Below are 18,565 nucleotides of genomic sequence, written 5' to 3'. Positions count from 1 at the left end.
GGAAAATAGTACTAAAAGAAGAAAAGAGAAAGGTGTTATCCTGATAGCTTGTTATTATTTAGATTAAATCAAAATAATTTTTTGTTGTAATTTATTCCCGTTGTAAATTTACAGCAGAATTTCACACTGCTTTATCAAGCCCAATGGATTGATATTAACGCTTTACGGCAAAAAACATATGGATCAAAATACTTTTAAAATCCTTTATGATCAGTATTGGGAAAAAGTTTTCGGTACTTGTTATAATCATTGTAAGGATGTTGAACTTTCTTATGAGATGGTTCAAGAGATATTTTGTTCACTTTGGGAACGCAGAGATGTGTTGACAGTAGAAGGGTCTATTGAAAATTATCTTGTGAAAGCTGCTAAGTATAAAGTAATTGATTATTTCAGAAAGAAGGCTAACCAAGTGGTATTAGTAGAGGAGGAGGAGCTTGAAAGTGTGTGCAATAGTGAATGCTGTACTGAAAACGATGTATTGTATCATTTATTGAATGAAAGAGTAGGCAATCTGGTTGATCAGCTTCCTTGCCAGTGTCGTCAGGTATATAGATTGAGTAGAGAACAAGGATTAGATACCAAAGAAATAGCTTCAGCCCTTCTTATCTCAGAAAAGACCGTTAAAAATCACCTCACCAAAGCTTTAACAGTACTTCGTTTAAGCCTACAAGACTACCGTTAATTTTTTTTACTTTTATATAGGACTAATCTGCGACTTGTACGACTACCCTATTATAAGAAAGAATCCACAAAGATTTTGATGAAAATCACAAATGCACTTTTAGAGAAATATGCCAAAGGGCTTTGTAATCCTCAAGAAATCTTGGAGATAGAAGCATGGCTATTAGATTCTGATACGGAAGTAAGTTTTCCAGATGAAAAAGATAACCCTAAGCACAAGGAGATTATCTGGGAGAATATTAACAATAATATTTTTCCAGCACAGGAAAAACAACCACGTATTATACCTTATGCCATTGTTGGCAGGCTATTAGTTGCGGCCTGTGTAATCATGATTTGCGGACTTGGATTGTTCTTATACCAAAGCAGAGATAACGCTTTGCAGGCAGTAAACAAACCTGAAGAGTTCAAGGTGTTTAATACAAAATTTGGACAAAGAGCCAACGTAACCCTTGAAGATGGTACCATTGTTCATCTAAATGTAGGAAGCGAATTGCGCATCCCTTTACACTTTGATGATGCCCAAAGGCTCGTTACTTTAAAAGGAGAAGCATTTTTTGAAGTGACTAAAGATTCTCTTCATCCTTTTGTTGTCAATATGACTCGTGCTAGTGTAAAAGTATTAGGGACAAAGTTTGATGTAAGAGCTTACCCAGATGATAAAGAAATATCAATAGTCGTCAAAGAAGGGAAAGTACAGTTTTCGCCCATTGATAAAACGTATGGGAAGGTTATACTAACAAGCGATGAGAAAGGTCATTTTGATGCTGAAACTGGCTTGAGAGAGGGTAACGTATATGCAGATAGGTATCTGTCTTGGATGGATAATAAGTTAGTTTTTGATAACCAAAACATAGCCCATATTGCTAAAACAATAGAGCGTTGGTATGGCGTAAAAATCAAGCTTAGCGCACCACATATAGGCCCACAGCGGTTTACGGGGCAGTTTGAAAACCTGTCTGCTACAACTGTCATAGAGAAAATCTGTTACGTAATGGATTTTCAATATAAGATAATTGATGATGAAATTATTATCTATTGATAATTACGAGCATACAGCGATATAAATAAGCTGATTGCTTTTATAAAGAAAACCCCGATTATCCGTCGCCAAACATCAATCGGGGCTAATTGGTTAATTAACCATTTGATTAATTATAATTATTATAAAACTTAATATTACAAACTTATGTATTCTTTACCAAAATCCCCTGTAAAAAAGCAGTTCTTGTTTTTTTATATGATGCTTTCATTCCTTACTTTTCAAATAAAAGCTCAAAATAATTCAGTTTTAAATGAAAAAATAAGCCTAAACCTTACCAACGTACAGCTATCTGAAGCTTTACAAGCTGTAGGAGTTAAGGTTGGTTATTCTGTATCATTTAGCAATAGCAAAATGAATACTGAAAAGCGAGTAACTATTAATTATAAAGATGTTACCGTTCAAGATGCCCTTTCTAAATTACTTGGTAATAGCTTAAAGAAAGTACAAGTAAGCGATAAGTCTATCTTAATACAAATTCAAACAGAAGGGAAAGGAACAATTAAAGGAACGGTAAAAACACCAGACGGTAAGCCAGCTCCTTTTGTAAATGTTGGATTAAAAGAGGTTAACAAAGGGACAACAACGAATGAAAATGGGTACTTTGAAATCAAAGGGATTAAAGAAGGTACTTATTCCATGAAAGTTTCGTCGGTGGGTTTGAGCCTACAAGAAAAGAGCGTTAAAGTAGTTGAAAACCAAGTTGCTGTGCAAGATTTTGTGCTTACAGAAAGTACGTCACAGCTTGAAGAAGTAGTTATCACGGGTTCAAACGTAATCAACAAACCTGTTTCATTAGGAAAAGCTAATATTCGTCCGCTTGACTTACCACAGTCAACAGGTGTAGTAAGTAGCGTTGTAATTGCTGACCAACAAATATCTAGATTAGGAGATGCCCTTCAGAATGTAAGTGGAGTATCGCTTACTCAACAAAGAGGTGGTGTAGCCGAAACGTTTTCTTCAAGAGGTTATAGTATTGGTATTGCAGGTTCGTCGGGTAGTATTTTCAAGAATGGTGTTATTTCAAATACACAAGGTTTTCCTGAAACTAGTACCTTAGAATCTGTAGAAGTATTAAAAGGAAGTGCGGCGTTATTATATGGAAACGTTTCTGGTGGATTAATAGTAAATATGGTGACTAAAAAGCCAAAATTCAATTTTGGCGGAGAAGTTTCTATGCGTGCAGGAAGCTATGATTTATACAAGCCTACCGTAGATTTGTATGGTCCTATTGCTAAAAACCTTGCTTTTCGAGTGATTGGTACTTACGAAACTTCCAATAGTTTCAGAGATGTAGTGAGTACTAAACGTACGTTTGTAAACCCTTCTTTGTTATATAAATTAGGTAAAAAAACAGACATTTTATTGCAAGGAGATTATACTAAACAAAACCTTACACCCGATAATGGTATTGGTTCGTTGAATGCTAACAGAGATGCTGAGATTATCCCTAGTCGTACAAGATTCCTGAATACTGTATGGGCATATAGTAACATTGATCAGGTGACGGGTTCAGTAAATATCAATCACCAGTTTAACGAAATCTGGAAGTTAAATGTAATTGGAGCTATCCAAACGACAGATGTAAACTCATTTTCAACAAACGTTCCGAACAGTATTGCTGCTAATGGAAACTGGGCAAGAGGTTTGACAAGAGCAAAAACAGGGGAAGATAGCAAAACGGCTCAGTTAAACCTTAATGGAAATTTCAAAACTGGGTCATTAGGTCATCAATTACTTGTTGGTAGCGATTATGTATATTTAGAAAGCGTAAGTAATACATTCAGAATTACGAGCGGAGGAAAAGCAATTACTACTTATGATACCATTAATATTTTGAACATGAATAAGTATGTGCAACGTACCGACATTCCAGATGCGGAGGCTTTAGCACGAACAACATCACCTTCACACCGTTTGGGGGTATATGTTCAGGATATGATTAGCTTGACAGAGAAATTTAAAATATTAGCTGGTCTTCGTTGGTCACACCAAAAAACAATTCAGACTACTATTGTGAATCTTGCAGATAATGTAGTGACAAGAGGTACGGCGGCAACGATTAGCAATAGTGCATTATCTCCAAAAGCATCGTTAGTGTTTCAACCAATAAAAACTACATCATTGTATGGAAGTTACTCTAATAACTTTACGTTCAATACAGGAACAGATATTTATGGAGCGCAATTGAGTCCTTCAATTGTAGATCAGTTTGAGTTGGGTGCTAAAAATGAATTTTTTAATGGAAAAATTTCAGCCAATGTCAGTCTTTACCGTATCGTAAACCACAACATGGCACAAATGGCTCCGACAAAAGCAGACGGAACTGTGAATTCAGATGCTAATTTTAAAGAACTTACAGGAGAAACTACCAGTGATGGTTTTGAAATAGATATCAATGGTAACCTTTCGAAAAACTTTTACTTCATCACTGGTTATGGCTACAACTTCATGCGTTATACCAAAACGTCAGCATTGAGGGGCTCTTATATCACTGGTGAACGTTTAATCAACAACCCTGCGCATAGTGCCAACGCTACGTTGTTCTATACTTTTGATAAAGGAAAAGTAAAAGGACTTAAATTAGGAGCATCTGGTTTCTATACGGGGAATCGTTTTGCAGGGGTAAATAATACATTCGGACAAACACCTGAATATAGCCGTTTAGTGCCATTAACGGGCTTTGCCACTTTTGATGCATCGGCTGGATATAGCTTCAAAAAAGTATCATTACTTGCTAAAGTATCTAATATTTTTAATGAGCTTAATTATATTGGTCATGATAGATATAGTATCAACCCAATACCTCCTCGTCAATTTGTAACGACATTGTCATACAAATTTTAAAGATTATCACTCATATAAGGATTATAGTTATTGTAAAAACCTCGAAAGGTCTTTCCTTCGAGGTTTTTCTTGTATTAGCCCTTAAATGATTTCAGGATTTCTGTTAAATACAACCGTAAAGCGATGCCATCCTTCTAGGTATTGGTAAGATAACGGCCAACGGTTTAAAGCACAGATTTCTTTGATAATGGCTAAGCCCAAACCAGTAGACGAAGTATTTTCAGGATTCTTGGTGAATCTATCAAAAATATATTCCTCAGGAAAATCTAACGGGCAACCTGTATTGGAAATAATGAAGGCATTATTGGTGAGTACTATTTTAATAACACCATTAGCGGAGGTATATTTTAAGGCATTTGAAAGAAAATTCGAAATTAATGTATCTATCAGGTATTGATTGGTGATTAGCTCTGTTCTACTTATTTCTTCATTTAAACTAATGCTCTTCGCTAAGAAAAGGTCTTCCATATTGCGGAGATGTGTATCTAGGGCATCACTAAAAACAATTTGATGTTCATCGCTAAACAATTGATTATCCAGTTTGGCTAGTAACAAAAGATTCTTGTTCATTTTTGAAAGCCGATTTACCCCAGATTTCGCTTGTGTAATATAACTTGCCATCTGTTCTGTAATGTCCAGTTGGCTCATTCTATCTAGTTTTGACTGAACAATACTTAAAGGTATCTGAATTTCATGCGAAGCATTTTCGGTAAATTCCCTGAGGGCTAAATATTCTTTTCTACTCCTTTCTGTCAAGTCTTTTAGGGTAAAATTTAGTTCTTTAAATTCTGTAATAGCCGAATCATGCAGTTCAAGACTGTGGGGGGAAGTAACTGAAAACGCTTGGACATTTTTTAAATTTTGAAAAAAAGGTCGCAAAATTTTCTTGTTGGAATAATAGTTAATCAGAATGCCAGAGGCAGTCAGGAGGACAGCAGTTAATAAAAAAATGTATAGAATGGTGAGGTAATAATTATCCCAGCCAATGTGCGAACTCATTACTGTTACATCATAACGAGCATTTCCAATGGCTTGTGTTTCTTTCAGATAATGATATTCTTCAATTTCTTTCTGAACGCGGTCATAAACCATGGTATCACCAAAGAACAGTCCGAGCGGAGTATTATCAGTTACCTGCTGTATTTTAATAAAGGGAGAATTGACATGATTGCCCAGCCTGATACTCTCAAAGATTTGATCTGCCTGTAATTCTAGCTGTTCATCCATTTCATCGCTTACAGCTTTTTGGAGTATCACAAAAAGGGTAAAGCCAGTAAAGATTAAAATAGACACCGAGGCAATTAAATAATCTCTTGTAGTTTTATGAAGTAATGTCATTTTTTACCTTAAAACGTTTAATTAATCAGTTAAGAAATCCATTTATACCCCATTCCATATACTGTTTTGATATAGTCTACACCCGTATGCGCAGTTATTTTTTTGCGTAAATTCATGGTATAAACGTATACAGTATCATAGTTTTCAGCCATGTCGTAATGGTCGCCCCAAAGGTGTTCGGCGATGGCTTGCTTACTTACAACACGGTTTTTATTGATAACAAAGTACAATAGCAGTACATATTCCTTTTTAGTTAAATTAATAGGTTCGTCTTTATAACTTACTGCTTTGGTTGCCATGTTAATAACAAGGTTATCAAGCTTTATTTCATTTTCCCCATCAAAAGTCCTTCGCCTGAGTAATGAAAAAATTCTTGCGTTCAGTTCTTCTAAATGAAAAGGCTTTGTGAGGTAATCATCAGCTCCCATTTCTAATCCCGTTATTTTGTCGTATAGAGAATCCTTGGCTGATAAAATTAGCACACCAACATTTTCATCTTGCTTTTTTAATGTTTTGAGCAAAGAAAGCCCATTGCCCCCTGGAAGGGTGATGTCTAATACGATAGCATCGTAATGATATAAATGCAATTTTTCCTGTCCTTCAGCAAATGTCGTAGCTTTTTCACAACGATAACCTTGTTCGGTCAGGTAGGTATCCATTTCTTCTAAAAGAAGTTGTTCGTCTTCTACCAATAATAGTTTCATAGGTTTTCAGCGTTTATTGTGACTATTACTTGTGAACACAAGATTAAAAATACTTGCAAAAAAAGAAGTTATTAGCCTTTATTAAGTGTGATTGTAGAAAAATATTTTTTGTACGCGACTATTTTTCGCAATTTGTCGTATAGTCTATCAATATGAAGAATTTATTTAACTAATTGGCTTTAATCGACTCATCAAAAATAACGTCAATCCCAAGAAATGGTTCTTTAAAGGATTCAACAATTTAAAATACATCAAGAAATATTATTTAGAATTAGTTTAATTTAAAAAAAATTCAGAATTGACTCTTTATTTTGTGCCATGGAGATTCTCATTATGAAAAATTCTGGAAAGTTTAGCGATGAGATTGCCAATGATTTATTAGGAATGGGCCATAGAGCCGAATTTGTGATAAATGACCAAGAATTAAAGCAAAAGATAAAAACTACAAGGTATGATTGTATTGTAGTTGACTTGACATTCGAGGAAAACAAAGGCTTACAGCTCATTGAAGAAATAAAAAAAACAAATAAGAATGCAGGTCTTATTGTGATTTCTTCAGATAATTCTTTCCAAAAAAAGATTGATGCTCTATACAAAGGAGCAGATGATTTTTTGAATAAACCTTATGAAGTATCGGAATTAGTAGCCAGAATATTCTCGGTGCTAAGAAGAAGTAAACTGAATAATAAAAATATTATCAGGTATAACGAATTACAGATTGATTTATTAGCGAAGTCGGTTCTTGTGAACGAAGAACTACTTGGACTAACGAAAAAAGAATTTGAATTACTTGTATTCTTTTTAGAACATAAAAACAAAGTAGTTACCAAAGATTCCCTATTGACGTATTTGTCGGGGCAATTGGATGATTCTAAAAGTAATGCAGATATACTCTATGCGCATATTAAAAATCTTAAAAGAAAGATGAACAATGCTGGGTGCAGAATATACCTCAATACCGTATATGGTATTGGCTACAAATGGGAAGACTAAAAGGTGCTAACAATTAGCCCTATTTTTTTGACTATTTGTTTGGAATAAGTCTAATTACAATTAACAAAGAATAAAATAAATTTTTGAATAATAAATAACTAATTCCTTATTACAATGTTTAAGAGAACCTACAAAATGAAATTTGTGTTAGTTGCTTTGGCAATTGCAGGTATGACCTCATGTAAAGATGATGATGCAGTAGTAGCACCATTGCGTACTACAAAAATTGACTATACAACCCTAACTGCTACAACTCCATATAGTAGTGCGTTTATGGATGGAGGAAAAACTACAGTAGATTTGAGTAATGGAAACAATCGTTATAAGATGTTCCAAGCAATAAATACATCAATCAGCTCATCAATTACTGGTAACAAAGTGATAGATGCTACTGTATTGAAAAATATGTATGCTAACACTGGTAATCCATTTGTTGATAGTACAAAACTAAACACTTCGGGTGTACAATTGCGTAATACCGTAGCTTCGTCTTGGGCTGCTGCTGATGCAGAAGTAGTAAGAACAAAAATTGAAACACTTTTTAATGAAGTTGCTGAAGCAAGTAAATCAGTAACTACGGTAGCAGAAAAAGGTAAAGCAGGTAAATTAGGTAGCCGTTTGGTTGATGCAAAAGGTATTGAAACAGTACAAATTATCCAAAAATCGTTAATTGGTGCATTACAATATGATTATATTGCGAATGTATTATTAACTAAAGGATTAGAGGCAGATAATAGCAAGCTTGTAGCAGGTAAAAACTACTCTCAATTAGAACAAAACTGGGACGAAGCTTATGGTTTATTAACATTGAACCAAGCTTATTTAGCAGGCTCTACAGATGCAGTAAGAGGTACTACTGAATTTGCATTAGGCTCATACGCATGGGAATACAACAAAGCTGCTTATCCACAACTTCACCTTGCCTTCTTGAAAGGTCGTGCAGCAATTGTTAATAATGACAAAACAGAATTGAAAAAACAAGCTGATTTTATTAAAGCAGCATTTGAAAAAGCAATTGCAGCAGCAGCGGTAGGCTATTTAGGAAAATGGGGAACTAGAACTACAGAAGCAGACAAAGTACATGATATTGGTGAAGGTGGAGGATTTATCTACTCTCTACGTTTCTGTACAGTTAACGGTGCTAATGCTAAATTTTCAGATGATATTTTAACAGCATTGTTAGGTTCGGCAAATGGATATTGGGATTTGACTCCTGCTAAAATTGCAGCGGCGTCTGATGCTATCAAAGCAAAGTTCGCTTTATAAGAACTTATTTTTTAATAATAGTAACCAAGTGGGTTGGTGGCAATGGTATTGCTGTCAACCCATATTATCGTTTAATGTGATGACTAGAATAGACTTAAAAAAAGTAAGTATTTTATTGATTGCAATTGTATTGGTGTTGGCATGTTCAAAAACTGACGACCCACAAAATACAACGCCAGATTTGAATAAAGACCGTGCAGCAATATTGACCAATCTGGCCGATAATGTCATTGTGCCATCCTATACCAATTTTAAAACAAAATTGGATGTGATGTCTACTAAGTCACAAGCTTTTATTGCTAAGCCAGAAACAGCAACATTGGCTGAATTTCGTCAGGCGTGGGTAGATGCTTATATCAGTTGGGAAACTGTTGAAGGCTTTGACTTTGGCCCAGGAACCAAGACAGGTATTCGTAATTATTACAATATTTATCCAACCAATGTTGCGGGTATCGCGACGTATATCAATAATCCGACTGAAAATTTTGAAGTAACTGCTGCTTACGACAAACAAGGTTTTCCTGCGTTAGATTATTTATTGAATGGCACAGGAAGTACAGATGCAGAAATAGTAGCCTATTTTAAATCCTCTACTGATGGTGCCAAACGTCTTGCTTATATTAAGCGAATTGTAGACCACATGAACGAACTTATTACCAAAGTAATAAGCGATTGGGGTACTTACCGAGCTGAGTTTATCAAAAAGACAGGTACAGATATTGGCTCGCCAATGGGTGAAATGATTAATGGCTATATTTTACATTATGAAAGATTTATCCGTTCAGGTAAATTTGGTATTCCGTCGGGTGCTATGCTGAATGGCGTTGTGTCGGCAGATAAAGTAGAAGGATTGTATAAGAAAGATATTTCTAAAGCATTGGCATTAAGTGCACATCAAGCAGCTGTTGATTTTTTTAATGGTAAAAATGTAAAAACTGGTGTAGAAGGTCCTTCTTTCAAAACTTATCTTGATGGTTTAGTGGCGAAAGATGTTACTACTGGAAAATTATTAAGCGAAATTATCAATACACAGTTTGTTGCTAACAAAGCCAAAATAGATGTATTGAAGCCTGATTTTCACCAAGAAGTGTTGCATAACAACGCAGCGATGAAGGCTGTATATACCGAACTACAAAAAGCTGTAAGAATGCTAAAAGTAGATATGACCTCGGCTATGAGCATAACCATTACTTATACTGATAATGACGGTGACTAAGCTTTGGCGTAATAGCACTTTATATACTCAATATTTTAATAAAGAGGTTTCTGTCATACCATTAGCTGTATTCAGAATGGCTCTGGGCTTTATGCTTTTCGTAAGTCTTTTGCGCTTTTGGAGCAAAGGTTGGATTTATGATTTGTACATAAAGCCTCGTTATTTTTTTCCTTTTTATGGATTCGAGTTTGTTCATCCTTTAGGGCAATATACTTATAGCTTGTTTGTGGTATGTATCGTGTCATCGGTTTTGGTAATGATTGGCTATTTTTATAGAATAGCCATTGTCAGTTTATTCCTCAGTTTTACTTATATAGAACTCATGGATAAGAGTACCTATCTAAACCATTATTACTTTATCAGTTTGCTTTGCTTAATAATGGTGTTTTTGCCAGCACATCGGTATTTCTCATTGGATGCTTACAAAGACAAAACCTTATTGGTAGATAAAATACCTGCATGGTGTATAGATGTTATCAAATTATTGGTTTTCATCCTTTATTTCTATGCTGGGCTTGCGAAGTTAAATAGTGATTGGTTACTAGAAGCTTTACCGCTAAGGATATGGCTTCCTGCTAAAAATGATATGCCTATTATTGGCTTTTTGTTCAATTATTCATGGACGCCCTACGCTTTTAGCTGGTTTGGTTGTGTGTACGACCTCACTATTGTCTTTTTCTTATTGAATGCTACAACAAGACCCATCGCTTATTTGACAGTGGTGGTTTTTCATATTTTTACAGCCCTGCTGTTTCCAATCGGAATGTTTCCATACATTATGATAGTGACAGCCTTGATTTTTTTCTCTTCTAATTTCCATCAAAGTATTATTCAAAAATTGGGAAGCCTGATAAAAGTGTCAGTAAGTTTTTTGCAACCCCATAAAACCTACTCTTTTTCTCCTGTAGCCAATAAGCTTTTGATGGGTGGTTTTATGATATTCTTCACTATCCAGCTTATATTTCCATTTAGGTATCTTATGTATCCTGATGAGCTTTTCTGGACGGAAGAAGGCTACCGATTTTCATGGAGAGTAATGTTGATGGAAAAAGCAGGCAATGCACAGTTTACTGTAAAAGATGATGATGGACATTACCAGATAGTTAATAATACAGCGTTCTTGACGACCCTTCAAGAGAAAATGATGGCTACTCAGCCAGATATGATTTTATATTATGCACATATTCTGAGAGATTATTACCAAAGCCGAGGCTTTCGTTCTCCTCAAGTCTATGTTGATGCTTACGTTACCCTGAATGGTAGGTTGGGTAAAACATTTATTAATCCTACTACTGATTTAGCCAAAGAAATAGAATCCTTCCAGCATAAATCCTGGATTATTCCCCTCAATAATGAAATTAAAGGTTTTTAGTACAGTTTTTATCTGTTTTTTCTCGACATATACTTTTGCACAATACCGTTTGAAAGGTATTGTTAAGTCAAAAAACGATAGTACCATCGTAGGGACATCAGAAATTTACCTTGATGGCAACCAGAAAACATTATCTAACCCAGAAGGCATATTTATATTCCCCTCTATCGCCAATGGCGAACATACCTTACAAGTTATTTCTCCAGACTTTAGGCCTGTCAAACGCACAATTGTTATCGCAGGGAAAAATGAAGAAATAGTAATTTACCTTTCTTCGCGTGACGAAACCTTGAACGAGGTTGTAGTGTCAGATAAAAAGACCGATTTCGGATTTTCAAGATTAAGAGGGGTTGAAAACATGGGTATTTATGAAGGCAAGAAGTCGGAAGTAATTACACCAGACCAATTGGTGGCTAATTTGTCAACCAACAATGCCCGACAAATTTACTCAAGGGTAGCGGGTCTTAATATCTGGGAGAATGAAGGAGGAGGTTTGCAATTAAGCATAGGAGGGAGAGGACTAGACCCCAACAGAACATCTAACTTCAATGTTCGACAAAATGGACATGATATAAGTGCTGATGCCCTAGGCTATCCAGAAAGTTATTATACTCCTCCAGTAGAAGCCGTGGGACGAATCCAAATTGTACGTGGGGCGGCTTCGCTTCAGTATGGTACGCAGTTTGGAGGGCTTATTAATTTTATCATGCGAAAGCCCGTTCTTGATAAAAAAATTGAAGTAGTCGCTAGACAAACAGTAGGTTCTTTTGGATTTTATAATGCTTTTACCAGTGCGAGTGGGACTGTTGGAAAACTTAGCTATTATACTTTTTTTCAATACAAAAAAGCCGATGGCTGGAGAGCAAATTCTCATTTTAATAGCTACACATTTTATTCAGACATAGATTATAAAATATCAGAAAAAACCTCTGTTGGCTTAGATGTAACCCACATGGAATACCTTGCCAAACAACCGGGGGGACTTTCGGATGCAATGTTTGCACAAGACCCAAGACAAACCAATAGAGAACGGAATTGGTTTGATGTAAATTGGAATATGTTAGCAGTTCATTTTGACCATAAATTTAACGAAACAAACCAGTTCAACCTCCGCTTCTTTGGTTTGTCAGCTCATCGATATTCGTTAGGTTTCAGACCAAACCGTGTGGCGACGATTGATGATAATAGTGAACGAGATTTAATTAAAGGAGAATTTGACAACTGGGGAACCGAGGCGAGGTATTTAAAACGTTATTCAATAGCCAAAAAACAGTCTGTATTGTTGGTAGGTGGAAGATATTATCATGGTTTCAACCATAGTTTACAGGGATTAGGAAGTACAGGGAAAGATGCGAATTTTAATTTTGTTGAGCCAGAACGTTTCATTACGTATGATTATAGTTTCCCCAACCGAAACGTATCGCTGTTTGCTGAAAATATATTTTACCTCAATGATAAGATTTCGGTTACCCCTGGCATACGCTATGAATATATCAGTACCAAAGCAGATGGCTATTATGGAAGTATCATGCGTGATTTAGCAGGGAACGTAATTAATATTACCAGAACTGACGAGGTTCGTGTGAACAATCGACAGTTTGTATTAGCAGGCATAGGGATTAGCTTTAAGCCATTAGAACAAACTGAAATTTATGGTAACATCTCTCAGAACTATCGTTCAATTACCTTTAGCGATATGCGTATTTCAAACCCTTCGTCGGTGATAGACCCTGATATGAAGGATGAAAAAGGGTATTCGATTGACCTTGGTATTAGAAGTCACCAGACATCTTTCTATAATTACGATGTCAGTTTGTTTTACCTCAATTATAATAATAGGATAGGTGAAATACAGTTTTATGATGAGAGTAACAGGATATTACGTTTACGCACTAACGTAGGACAAGCTGTGATAATGGGGATAGAGTCGTATGCAGAAGCTGATTTTTTCCGTTTGTTTAAACCAGATAGTAAAGATATGAGTACGGTGTTATTCGGTAATTTTGCCTTCATTAAATCGGAATATCGCGAGAGCAAGATGGTAGGAGTGAAAGGAAATGAAGTGGAATTTGTACCTAAAATAAACTTAAAAACGGGTCTTAGGGTTGGCTATAAAAAATTGAAAGGCTCGTTTCAGTTTACCTATTTAACAGACCAGTTTTCGGATGCTACCAATGCCAGAGATGGCGGAATATCGTCTGTAATAGGATTAATTCCAGCCTATAAAATCATGGATTTAAGCTTTTCTTATGACTTCAAGAAGATTAAACTAGAGGCAAGTATCAATAACCTTGCTAATGAAATGTATTTTACCAGAAGAGCCACAGGTTATCCAGGGCCAGGTATTTTACCTTCAGATGGCAGAAGTTTTTACCTTACTTTGCAGGTTAAAATTTAAAGGTTTTCCTATATTTTATATCATTAAACGCCATAAGTTATTCACAATTGTGAATAACTCATGGCGTTTGTTTAAAAAGAGGATTTCTACAAAATTATTTAACAAATTTACGAATGTTCCTTTTACCGCAGAATTACCACTATATACGTTGATGTATGTTAAAGAGAAAAAATGTTTAAAAGAAAAGTCATAGAGTTTTAGCGAAAAATGAAAAAGCTTTGCTAACTTCAATAAACACACTAATTGTAAATAGCATACCAAATCACATAAATATAATACTTCTGCTCTAGTAGTATAAAAATTGGGTCTTTCTACCTCTGATGTTATTACCTATGATAAAAATTACTCCATACCGCCGCATGGATGTGTATTTCTTGTTGAAAGCGCATATAAATAAAGTTATTCTTACAATTGCGTCATTATTGTTATGTGCAAGTTCTACCGTTGCACAAAAGGCTACCTTTGAGTTTTTTAGCACTGCTAACGGACTTGCTGGAAACCACACGTCTTCAGTAACACAAGATGACCAAGGATTTATTTGGTTTATAAATGATGGGAAAATCCACCGTTATGATGGATATAATTTTTTAATCTATCCAACCCCCAGTGCATTAACGGCCAAACAGGAGTACATATCAGGTTTGACTTTGTACCAAGATTCTTTACTATTTGTGTGGAGTGAACATCATCATTTTTTATTTAATCCCAAAAAAGCGCATTGGCAACCTATCAACCTAAAAATAAAGAATACCCCAGGAGGTAGGATTAGGTTTTGGCCTATTGATGGGCAAAATGCTAAGCTAATGACCAAAATAGAGGTGGGCTCTCAGCGAGCTTGGCCGTATAAAATGGATAAATCGGATGCGATGGGAGGGACACAATATCCTGACTTGTTAAGTGCCTATTATTGGCGTAATATTAACGATTATGATTATTCTTTAGCATATGTAGACACGGTATATCACATAAATAAAGCTGGTAAAATCACTACAGCAACGCCATTAGATAATATATGTAAGAATTGTGGTGATATGTGGTTTCAACCTTATATGAAGGGCTCGGTAGCACTTTTATCAAATAGGCTTTTTTATCAGTTGGATAAAAGTAAAAATAAATTCTTACCACACCCTATCAATCGATTACTGAATTCTAGCAAGATTGAAATAAGGAGATTTATTACAGAAAAAAATGGTAGTATATGGGCGTGTGGTTACGATAGAAGTCTTATTTATTATGATGCTCGTGCGGATAAATTATACAATTTTCGTGAAGAATTAAAACGACTGTTACCGAATAATAACGATTTCTTAGGGTTGTTTCAAGATAATACAGGAATAGTATGGGTAGAGACCAGACTCGGCTTGCTAAAAGTAAGACCATGGCCAAATCCTTTTGATACTTATTTCAGTGGTATGAACAATGTGAATGCTAATTATAGTTTCCGTGGATTGACAGAAGATGCACAAGGCATGATATACGGCGTATATTATACTGGAATCGCCAAAATTGACCCTATAAAAAAACAAGCACTACGAACTTATATATTTCCTGGTACTGTAAAGTTGTATGATTTGTATACAGATGGAGATATCATCTGGCTTAATGGCTTTCAAGCATTAGAACCGAATTCTGGCAAAATAATAGAAGTTCCAAGCCCATTTAAGGAAAAAACATTTCAGGATAACGGTTTTTTTACTAAAGACAAATACGGAACGCTTTGGTGGGTAACACATTACACATTATATCGTTTGAATAAAGCGAATAATCAAATAAAATGGGAGAAAGAATTTGATTTGCCCGACAAGTTATTCAATGCAACTGAAGCTTTTCATGCAGGTATGAAAAGCGGGAAAATATGGCTGAGTTTTAAAGGAAGATTATTGCAGTATGACCCCATAACGAAAGTACGACATTGGTATGATCCTAAGACTTGGGGATTGGCCTTATCTCGTATATTGGCGATTGAGGAAGACCGTAAAGGAAACCTTTGGTTAGGTAGTGATGCTGGCTTAGTATGGGTAAATCCGTCTAATGGCTCACACCGTCAATATACTATTTCTGAGGGTTTACCAAATAATTTTATCAGCGGAATGTTGATGGAAGGAGATTCGTGCCTGTGGCTAAGTACTAATCACGGGCTATCTAGGTTTCATTTACCCACCAAAGTTTTTAGTAATTTTCTGGAGGAAGATGGGCTAACTTTTAACGAATTTAACCGCAAGTCATTTTTCAAAGCCAGAAATGGTCGGATGTTTTTTGGTGGAATGCGCGGGGTGAATGCCTTTTTCCCAAAAGATTTGATGCAATCTTATATCACCAGAGTGGATAGAAATCAAAAGGCAAAGCTTGTACTTACTGCTTTAGAATATACAGATGAAAAACAAGATACGGTATTGAGGAAAACCTCATTCGCCAGTCAACCAGAAGTACAATTCAATTATTGGAATTGGTCTTATACGTTTGAATATGCTCTTATGGACTATGACAACCCCAAGGAGATATTTTACAGTTATAAGATTGATGGTTATAAAGACAGTTGGTCATCACCTTCTAAGTTTAATTTTGTCCATTTCAACAGTTTGCCTAGCGGAGAATATATTTTAAGGGTGAAAGCACGAGACAGCAGAGGACGGTGGCGTTCGAACGAAATGGCTGTAAAAATAATAGTACATCCAGCTTGGTGGGCATCTTCGTGGGCCTACTCCATCTATTTTCTGTTGTTTTTGGGTCTTTGCCTTGTTATTTATAATGTGTTGAAAAAGAGATTGATTCTTCAAAATGAGCTGAAGATGAAACACCAAGAAGCTCAACGGCTTAAAGAACTTGATTTGTTCAAAAACCGTCTTTATACCAATCTCACACATGAATTCAGAACCCCACTGACAGTGATTCTTGGCATGGTAGAACAAATTCGGACTCAACCCGATAAATATCTAGAGGAAGGTGCGCGACTTATCAAAACCAACGGCGAAAACTTGCTTAGGCTTATCAATCAGTTGCTCGATTTATCCAAGCTTTCTGACAACTCATTCCAGCTATATTTTCAACAGGCAGATATTGTACCTTATTTACGCTACCTCACTGAATCTTTCCAAGCGTATGCCAACAGCCAGAATTTATCATTACGATTCTTGAGTGCTTTGAATATACGGGTAATGGATTATGACGAAGAGCAGGTAAAACAAATATTGACGAATCTTATTTCTAATGCGATTAAATTTACACCGTCAGGTGGAGAAATTACCATTAGACTAAAGCAGGAAGATAATAAGTTGATTATCGAAGTACAGGATACAGGCATAGGAATAGCTAAAAAAGAGTTGACATATATATTCGATCGTTTTTACCAAATAGATAATTCACACACTAGGCAGCGTGAGGGCACTGGCATTGGGTTGGCACATGTCCATGAGATGATTAAATTGATGAATGGAGAAGTCTTTGTAGAGAGCGAACTGGGAAAAGGCACTACGTTTATCGTTAAATTACCCATCACCAACAAGGCACCTATTGTGGCTGGTTCTCCGACATTAGATAAATCTGTTTCTTCTATAAATTTTATTAACCGTGAAAGTATTACTCCCATATCGTCTTCGGTGGTTGAGGATTCCTTACTACATCTTCTTATTATTGAAGACAATGCTGACTTAGTTACCTTTCTCAAAACTTGTCTATATGGGTTATACCAATTGGACGTAGCGTATAATGGTATAGTTGGCATTGAAAAAGCCATTGAAAATACTCCAGACATTATCATTAGTGATGTGATGATGCCAGGAAAAGACGGTTTTCAAGTATGTGAAACCTTAAAAAGTGACCAACGTACAAGCCATATTCCAATAATTTTATTAACTGCTAAAATGGATACTGATTCCAAAATAGCTGGGCTCAAGCACGGAGCAGATGTCTACATGACCAAGCCTTTTAATAAGGAAGAGTTGATAGTACAATTGGAAATGTTAATGCAAAAACAAAAGCGTTTACAAGCATATTTCTCACAAAATAATCCTATAGAAGAAGTAGTTGATATTGTCACGGAAGACTTACCAGAGGAAATTTATGAGCTTGAACATACCTTTGTTAAAAAGGTAAAATCAATTGTACATGAAAATTTTGCAGATGAGAATTTTGGATTACCTCAACTCTGTCAAGAAATCGGTATGAGCCGTTCGCAATTGTTTCGAAAAATGAAAACTTTGATGGGTGTTTCTCCTTCTGACTTTATACGTTCTTACCGACTAACGCAAGCCAGAATTCTTTTAAAAACTAGCAATTTCAACATCTCAGAAGTCGCTTGGAAAACGGGGTATAAAAATGCTGGACATTTTTCTACTTCGTTTCAGGAAGAATTTGGGTTTTCTCCAAGTGCAACAAATAAGTAATTGATTATTAGTTGTTTAAAAAGGGATAAGATTATTGCATGCAACAATCTTATCCCTTTTTTTTTGCCTGATGCAACCAATAGAAACTTATTTGAAACCAATCAAAAATCCTGTCAGCAACTTATTTTATACTTTTGTAATCCCTAGGGACATGATTAAGAAACGATTACCTAACCACTAATTAAATAAAGAAATTATTTTGACTTTCCGCTTAAGTATTTCAAAAAGTAGTTAAATGAGTTATAAGCCGAGCATCAATAATAGTTCAATTCCCTACCTGATAAAGTAGAATCTTATATTGTTTAGTTGTTATACCATTCAAAATC

11 protein-coding genes are annotated in these 18,565 nt (G+C 35.5%); 9 read left to right on the top strand and 2 right to left on the bottom strand.

Annotated elements, in window-relative coordinates:
* Positions 1-178 precede the first annotated feature (178 nt).
* From AC07N0_RS03610 to AC07N0_RS03600, 3 genes are all read left to right on the top strand, one after another.
* Entirely contained in the window at positions 179-682 is a 504-nt protein-coding gene (locus AC07N0_RS03610) for an RNA polymerase sigma factor (RefSeq protein ID WP_492800870.1), read from the top strand.
* Between the two features lie 78 nt (positions 683-760).
* Entirely contained in the window at positions 761-1,723 is a 963-nt protein-coding gene (locus tag AC07N0_RS03605; RefSeq protein ID WP_494588159.1) for a FecR family protein, read from the top strand.
* Between the two features lie 147 nt (positions 1,724-1,870).
* The gene (locus AC07N0_RS03600) at positions 1,871-4,570 is read left to right on the top strand and encodes a TonB-dependent siderophore receptor (RefSeq protein WP_494588158.1); all 2,700 of its coding nucleotides are present in this window, start codon (positions 1,871-1,873) and stop codon (positions 4,568-4,570) included.
* 81 nt (positions 4,571-4,651) lie between these two features.
* Here the strand turns inward: AC07N0_RS03600 and AC07N0_RS03595 are convergent, their stop codons facing one another.
* Both AC07N0_RS03595 and AC07N0_RS03590 read right to left on the bottom strand, forming a co-directional pair.
* Positions 4,652-5,908, bottom strand: coding sequence for a sensor histidine kinase (locus AC07N0_RS03595; RefSeq protein WP_494588157.1), 1,257 nt, complete (start codon positions 5,906-5,908; stop codon positions 4,652-4,654).
* Positions 5,909-5,937: 29 nt separating this feature from the next.
* Entirely contained in the window at positions 5,938-6,612 is a 675-nt protein-coding gene (locus AC07N0_RS03590; RefSeq protein WP_494588156.1) for a response regulator transcription factor, read from the bottom strand.
* Between the two features lie 333 nt (positions 6,613-6,945).
* Between AC07N0_RS03590 and AC07N0_RS03585 the strand changes: the two genes are divergently transcribed.
* The 6 genes from AC07N0_RS03585 (at position 6,946) to AC07N0_RS03560 (ending at position 18,239) form a co-directional block, all read left to right on the top strand.
* Positions 6,946-7,605, top strand: a complete 660-nt coding sequence (locus tag AC07N0_RS03585) for a response regulator transcription factor (RefSeq protein WP_494588155.1) — start codon at positions 6,946-6,948, stop codon at positions 7,603-7,605.
* 135 nt (positions 7,606-7,740) lie between these two features.
* The gene (locus AC07N0_RS03580) at positions 7,741-8,871 is read left to right on the top strand and encodes a DUF4856 domain-containing protein (RefSeq protein ID WP_494588154.1); all 1,131 of its coding nucleotides are present in this window, start codon (positions 7,741-7,743) and stop codon (positions 8,869-8,871) included.
* Between the two features lie 79 nt (positions 8,872-8,950).
* Positions 8,951-10,087, top strand: coding sequence for an imelysin family protein (locus tag AC07N0_RS03575; protein ID WP_494588153.1), 1,137 nt, complete (start codon positions 8,951-8,953; stop codon positions 10,085-10,087).
* Positions 10,074-11,459, top strand: coding sequence for an HTTM domain-containing protein (locus tag AC07N0_RS03570; RefSeq protein WP_494588152.1), 1,386 nt, complete (start codon positions 10,074-10,076; stop codon positions 11,457-11,459). The genes AC07N0_RS03575 and AC07N0_RS03570 overlap by 14 nt, the downstream gene beginning before the upstream one ends.
* Complete coding sequence (locus tag AC07N0_RS03565; protein WP_494588151.1) at positions 11,440-13,857, top strand: TonB-dependent receptor domain-containing protein; 2,418 nt, start codon at positions 11,440-11,442, stop codon at positions 13,855-13,857. Before AC07N0_RS03570 ends, AC07N0_RS03565 begins: the two co-directional genes overlap by 20 nt.
* Before the next feature lie 332 nt (positions 13,858-14,189).
* Positions 14,190-18,239, top strand: a complete 4,050-nt coding sequence (locus AC07N0_RS03560) for an ATP-binding protein (protein WP_494588150.1) — start codon at positions 14,190-14,192, stop codon at positions 18,237-18,239.
* The last annotated feature ends 326 nt before the right edge of the window (positions 18,240-18,565 follow it).

This window comes from Arcicella sp. GW821-FHT09D11, assembly GCF_059416265.1.
Note: the sequence above shows the minus strand (reverse complement) of the source record. Positions and strands in the feature narration are given on the sequence as shown.

Coding starts and splice junctions, on each gene's coding strand:
- AC07N0_RS03610 (WP_492800870.1), top strand. CDS start 179: ATGGATCAAAATACTTTTAAAATCCTTTATGATCAGTATTGGGAAAAA.
- AC07N0_RS03605 (WP_494588159.1), top strand. CDS start 761: ATGAAAATCACAAATGCACTTTTAGAGAAATATGCCAAAGGGCTTTGT.
- AC07N0_RS03600 (WP_494588158.1), top strand. CDS start 1,871: ATGTATTCTTTACCAAAATCCCCTGTAAAAAAGCAGTTCTTGTTTTTT.
- AC07N0_RS03595 (WP_494588157.1), bottom strand. CDS start 5,908: ATGACATTACTTCATAAAACTACAAGAGATTATTTAATTGCCTCGGTG.
- AC07N0_RS03590 (WP_494588156.1), bottom strand. CDS start 6,612: ATGAAACTATTATTGGTAGAAGACGAACAACTTCTTTTAGAAGAAATG.
- AC07N0_RS03585 (WP_494588155.1), top strand. CDS start 6,946: ATGAAAAATTCTGGAAAGTTTAGCGATGAGATTGCCAATGATTTATTA.
- AC07N0_RS03580 (WP_494588154.1), top strand. CDS start 7,741: ATGAAATTTGTGTTAGTTGCTTTGGCAATTGCAGGTATGACCTCATGT.
- AC07N0_RS03575 (WP_494588153.1), top strand. CDS start 8,951: ATGACTAGAATAGACTTAAAAAAAGTAAGTATTTTATTGATTGCAATT.
- AC07N0_RS03570 (WP_494588152.1), top strand. CDS start 10,074: ATGACGGTGACTAAGCTTTGGCGTAATAGCACTTTATATACTCAATAT.
- AC07N0_RS03565 (WP_494588151.1), top strand. CDS start 11,440: ATGAAATTAAAGGTTTTTAGTACAGTTTTTATCTGTTTTTTCTCGACA.
- AC07N0_RS03560 (WP_494588150.1), top strand. CDS start 14,190: ATGATAAAAATTACTCCATACCGCCGCATGGATGTGTATTTCTTGTTG.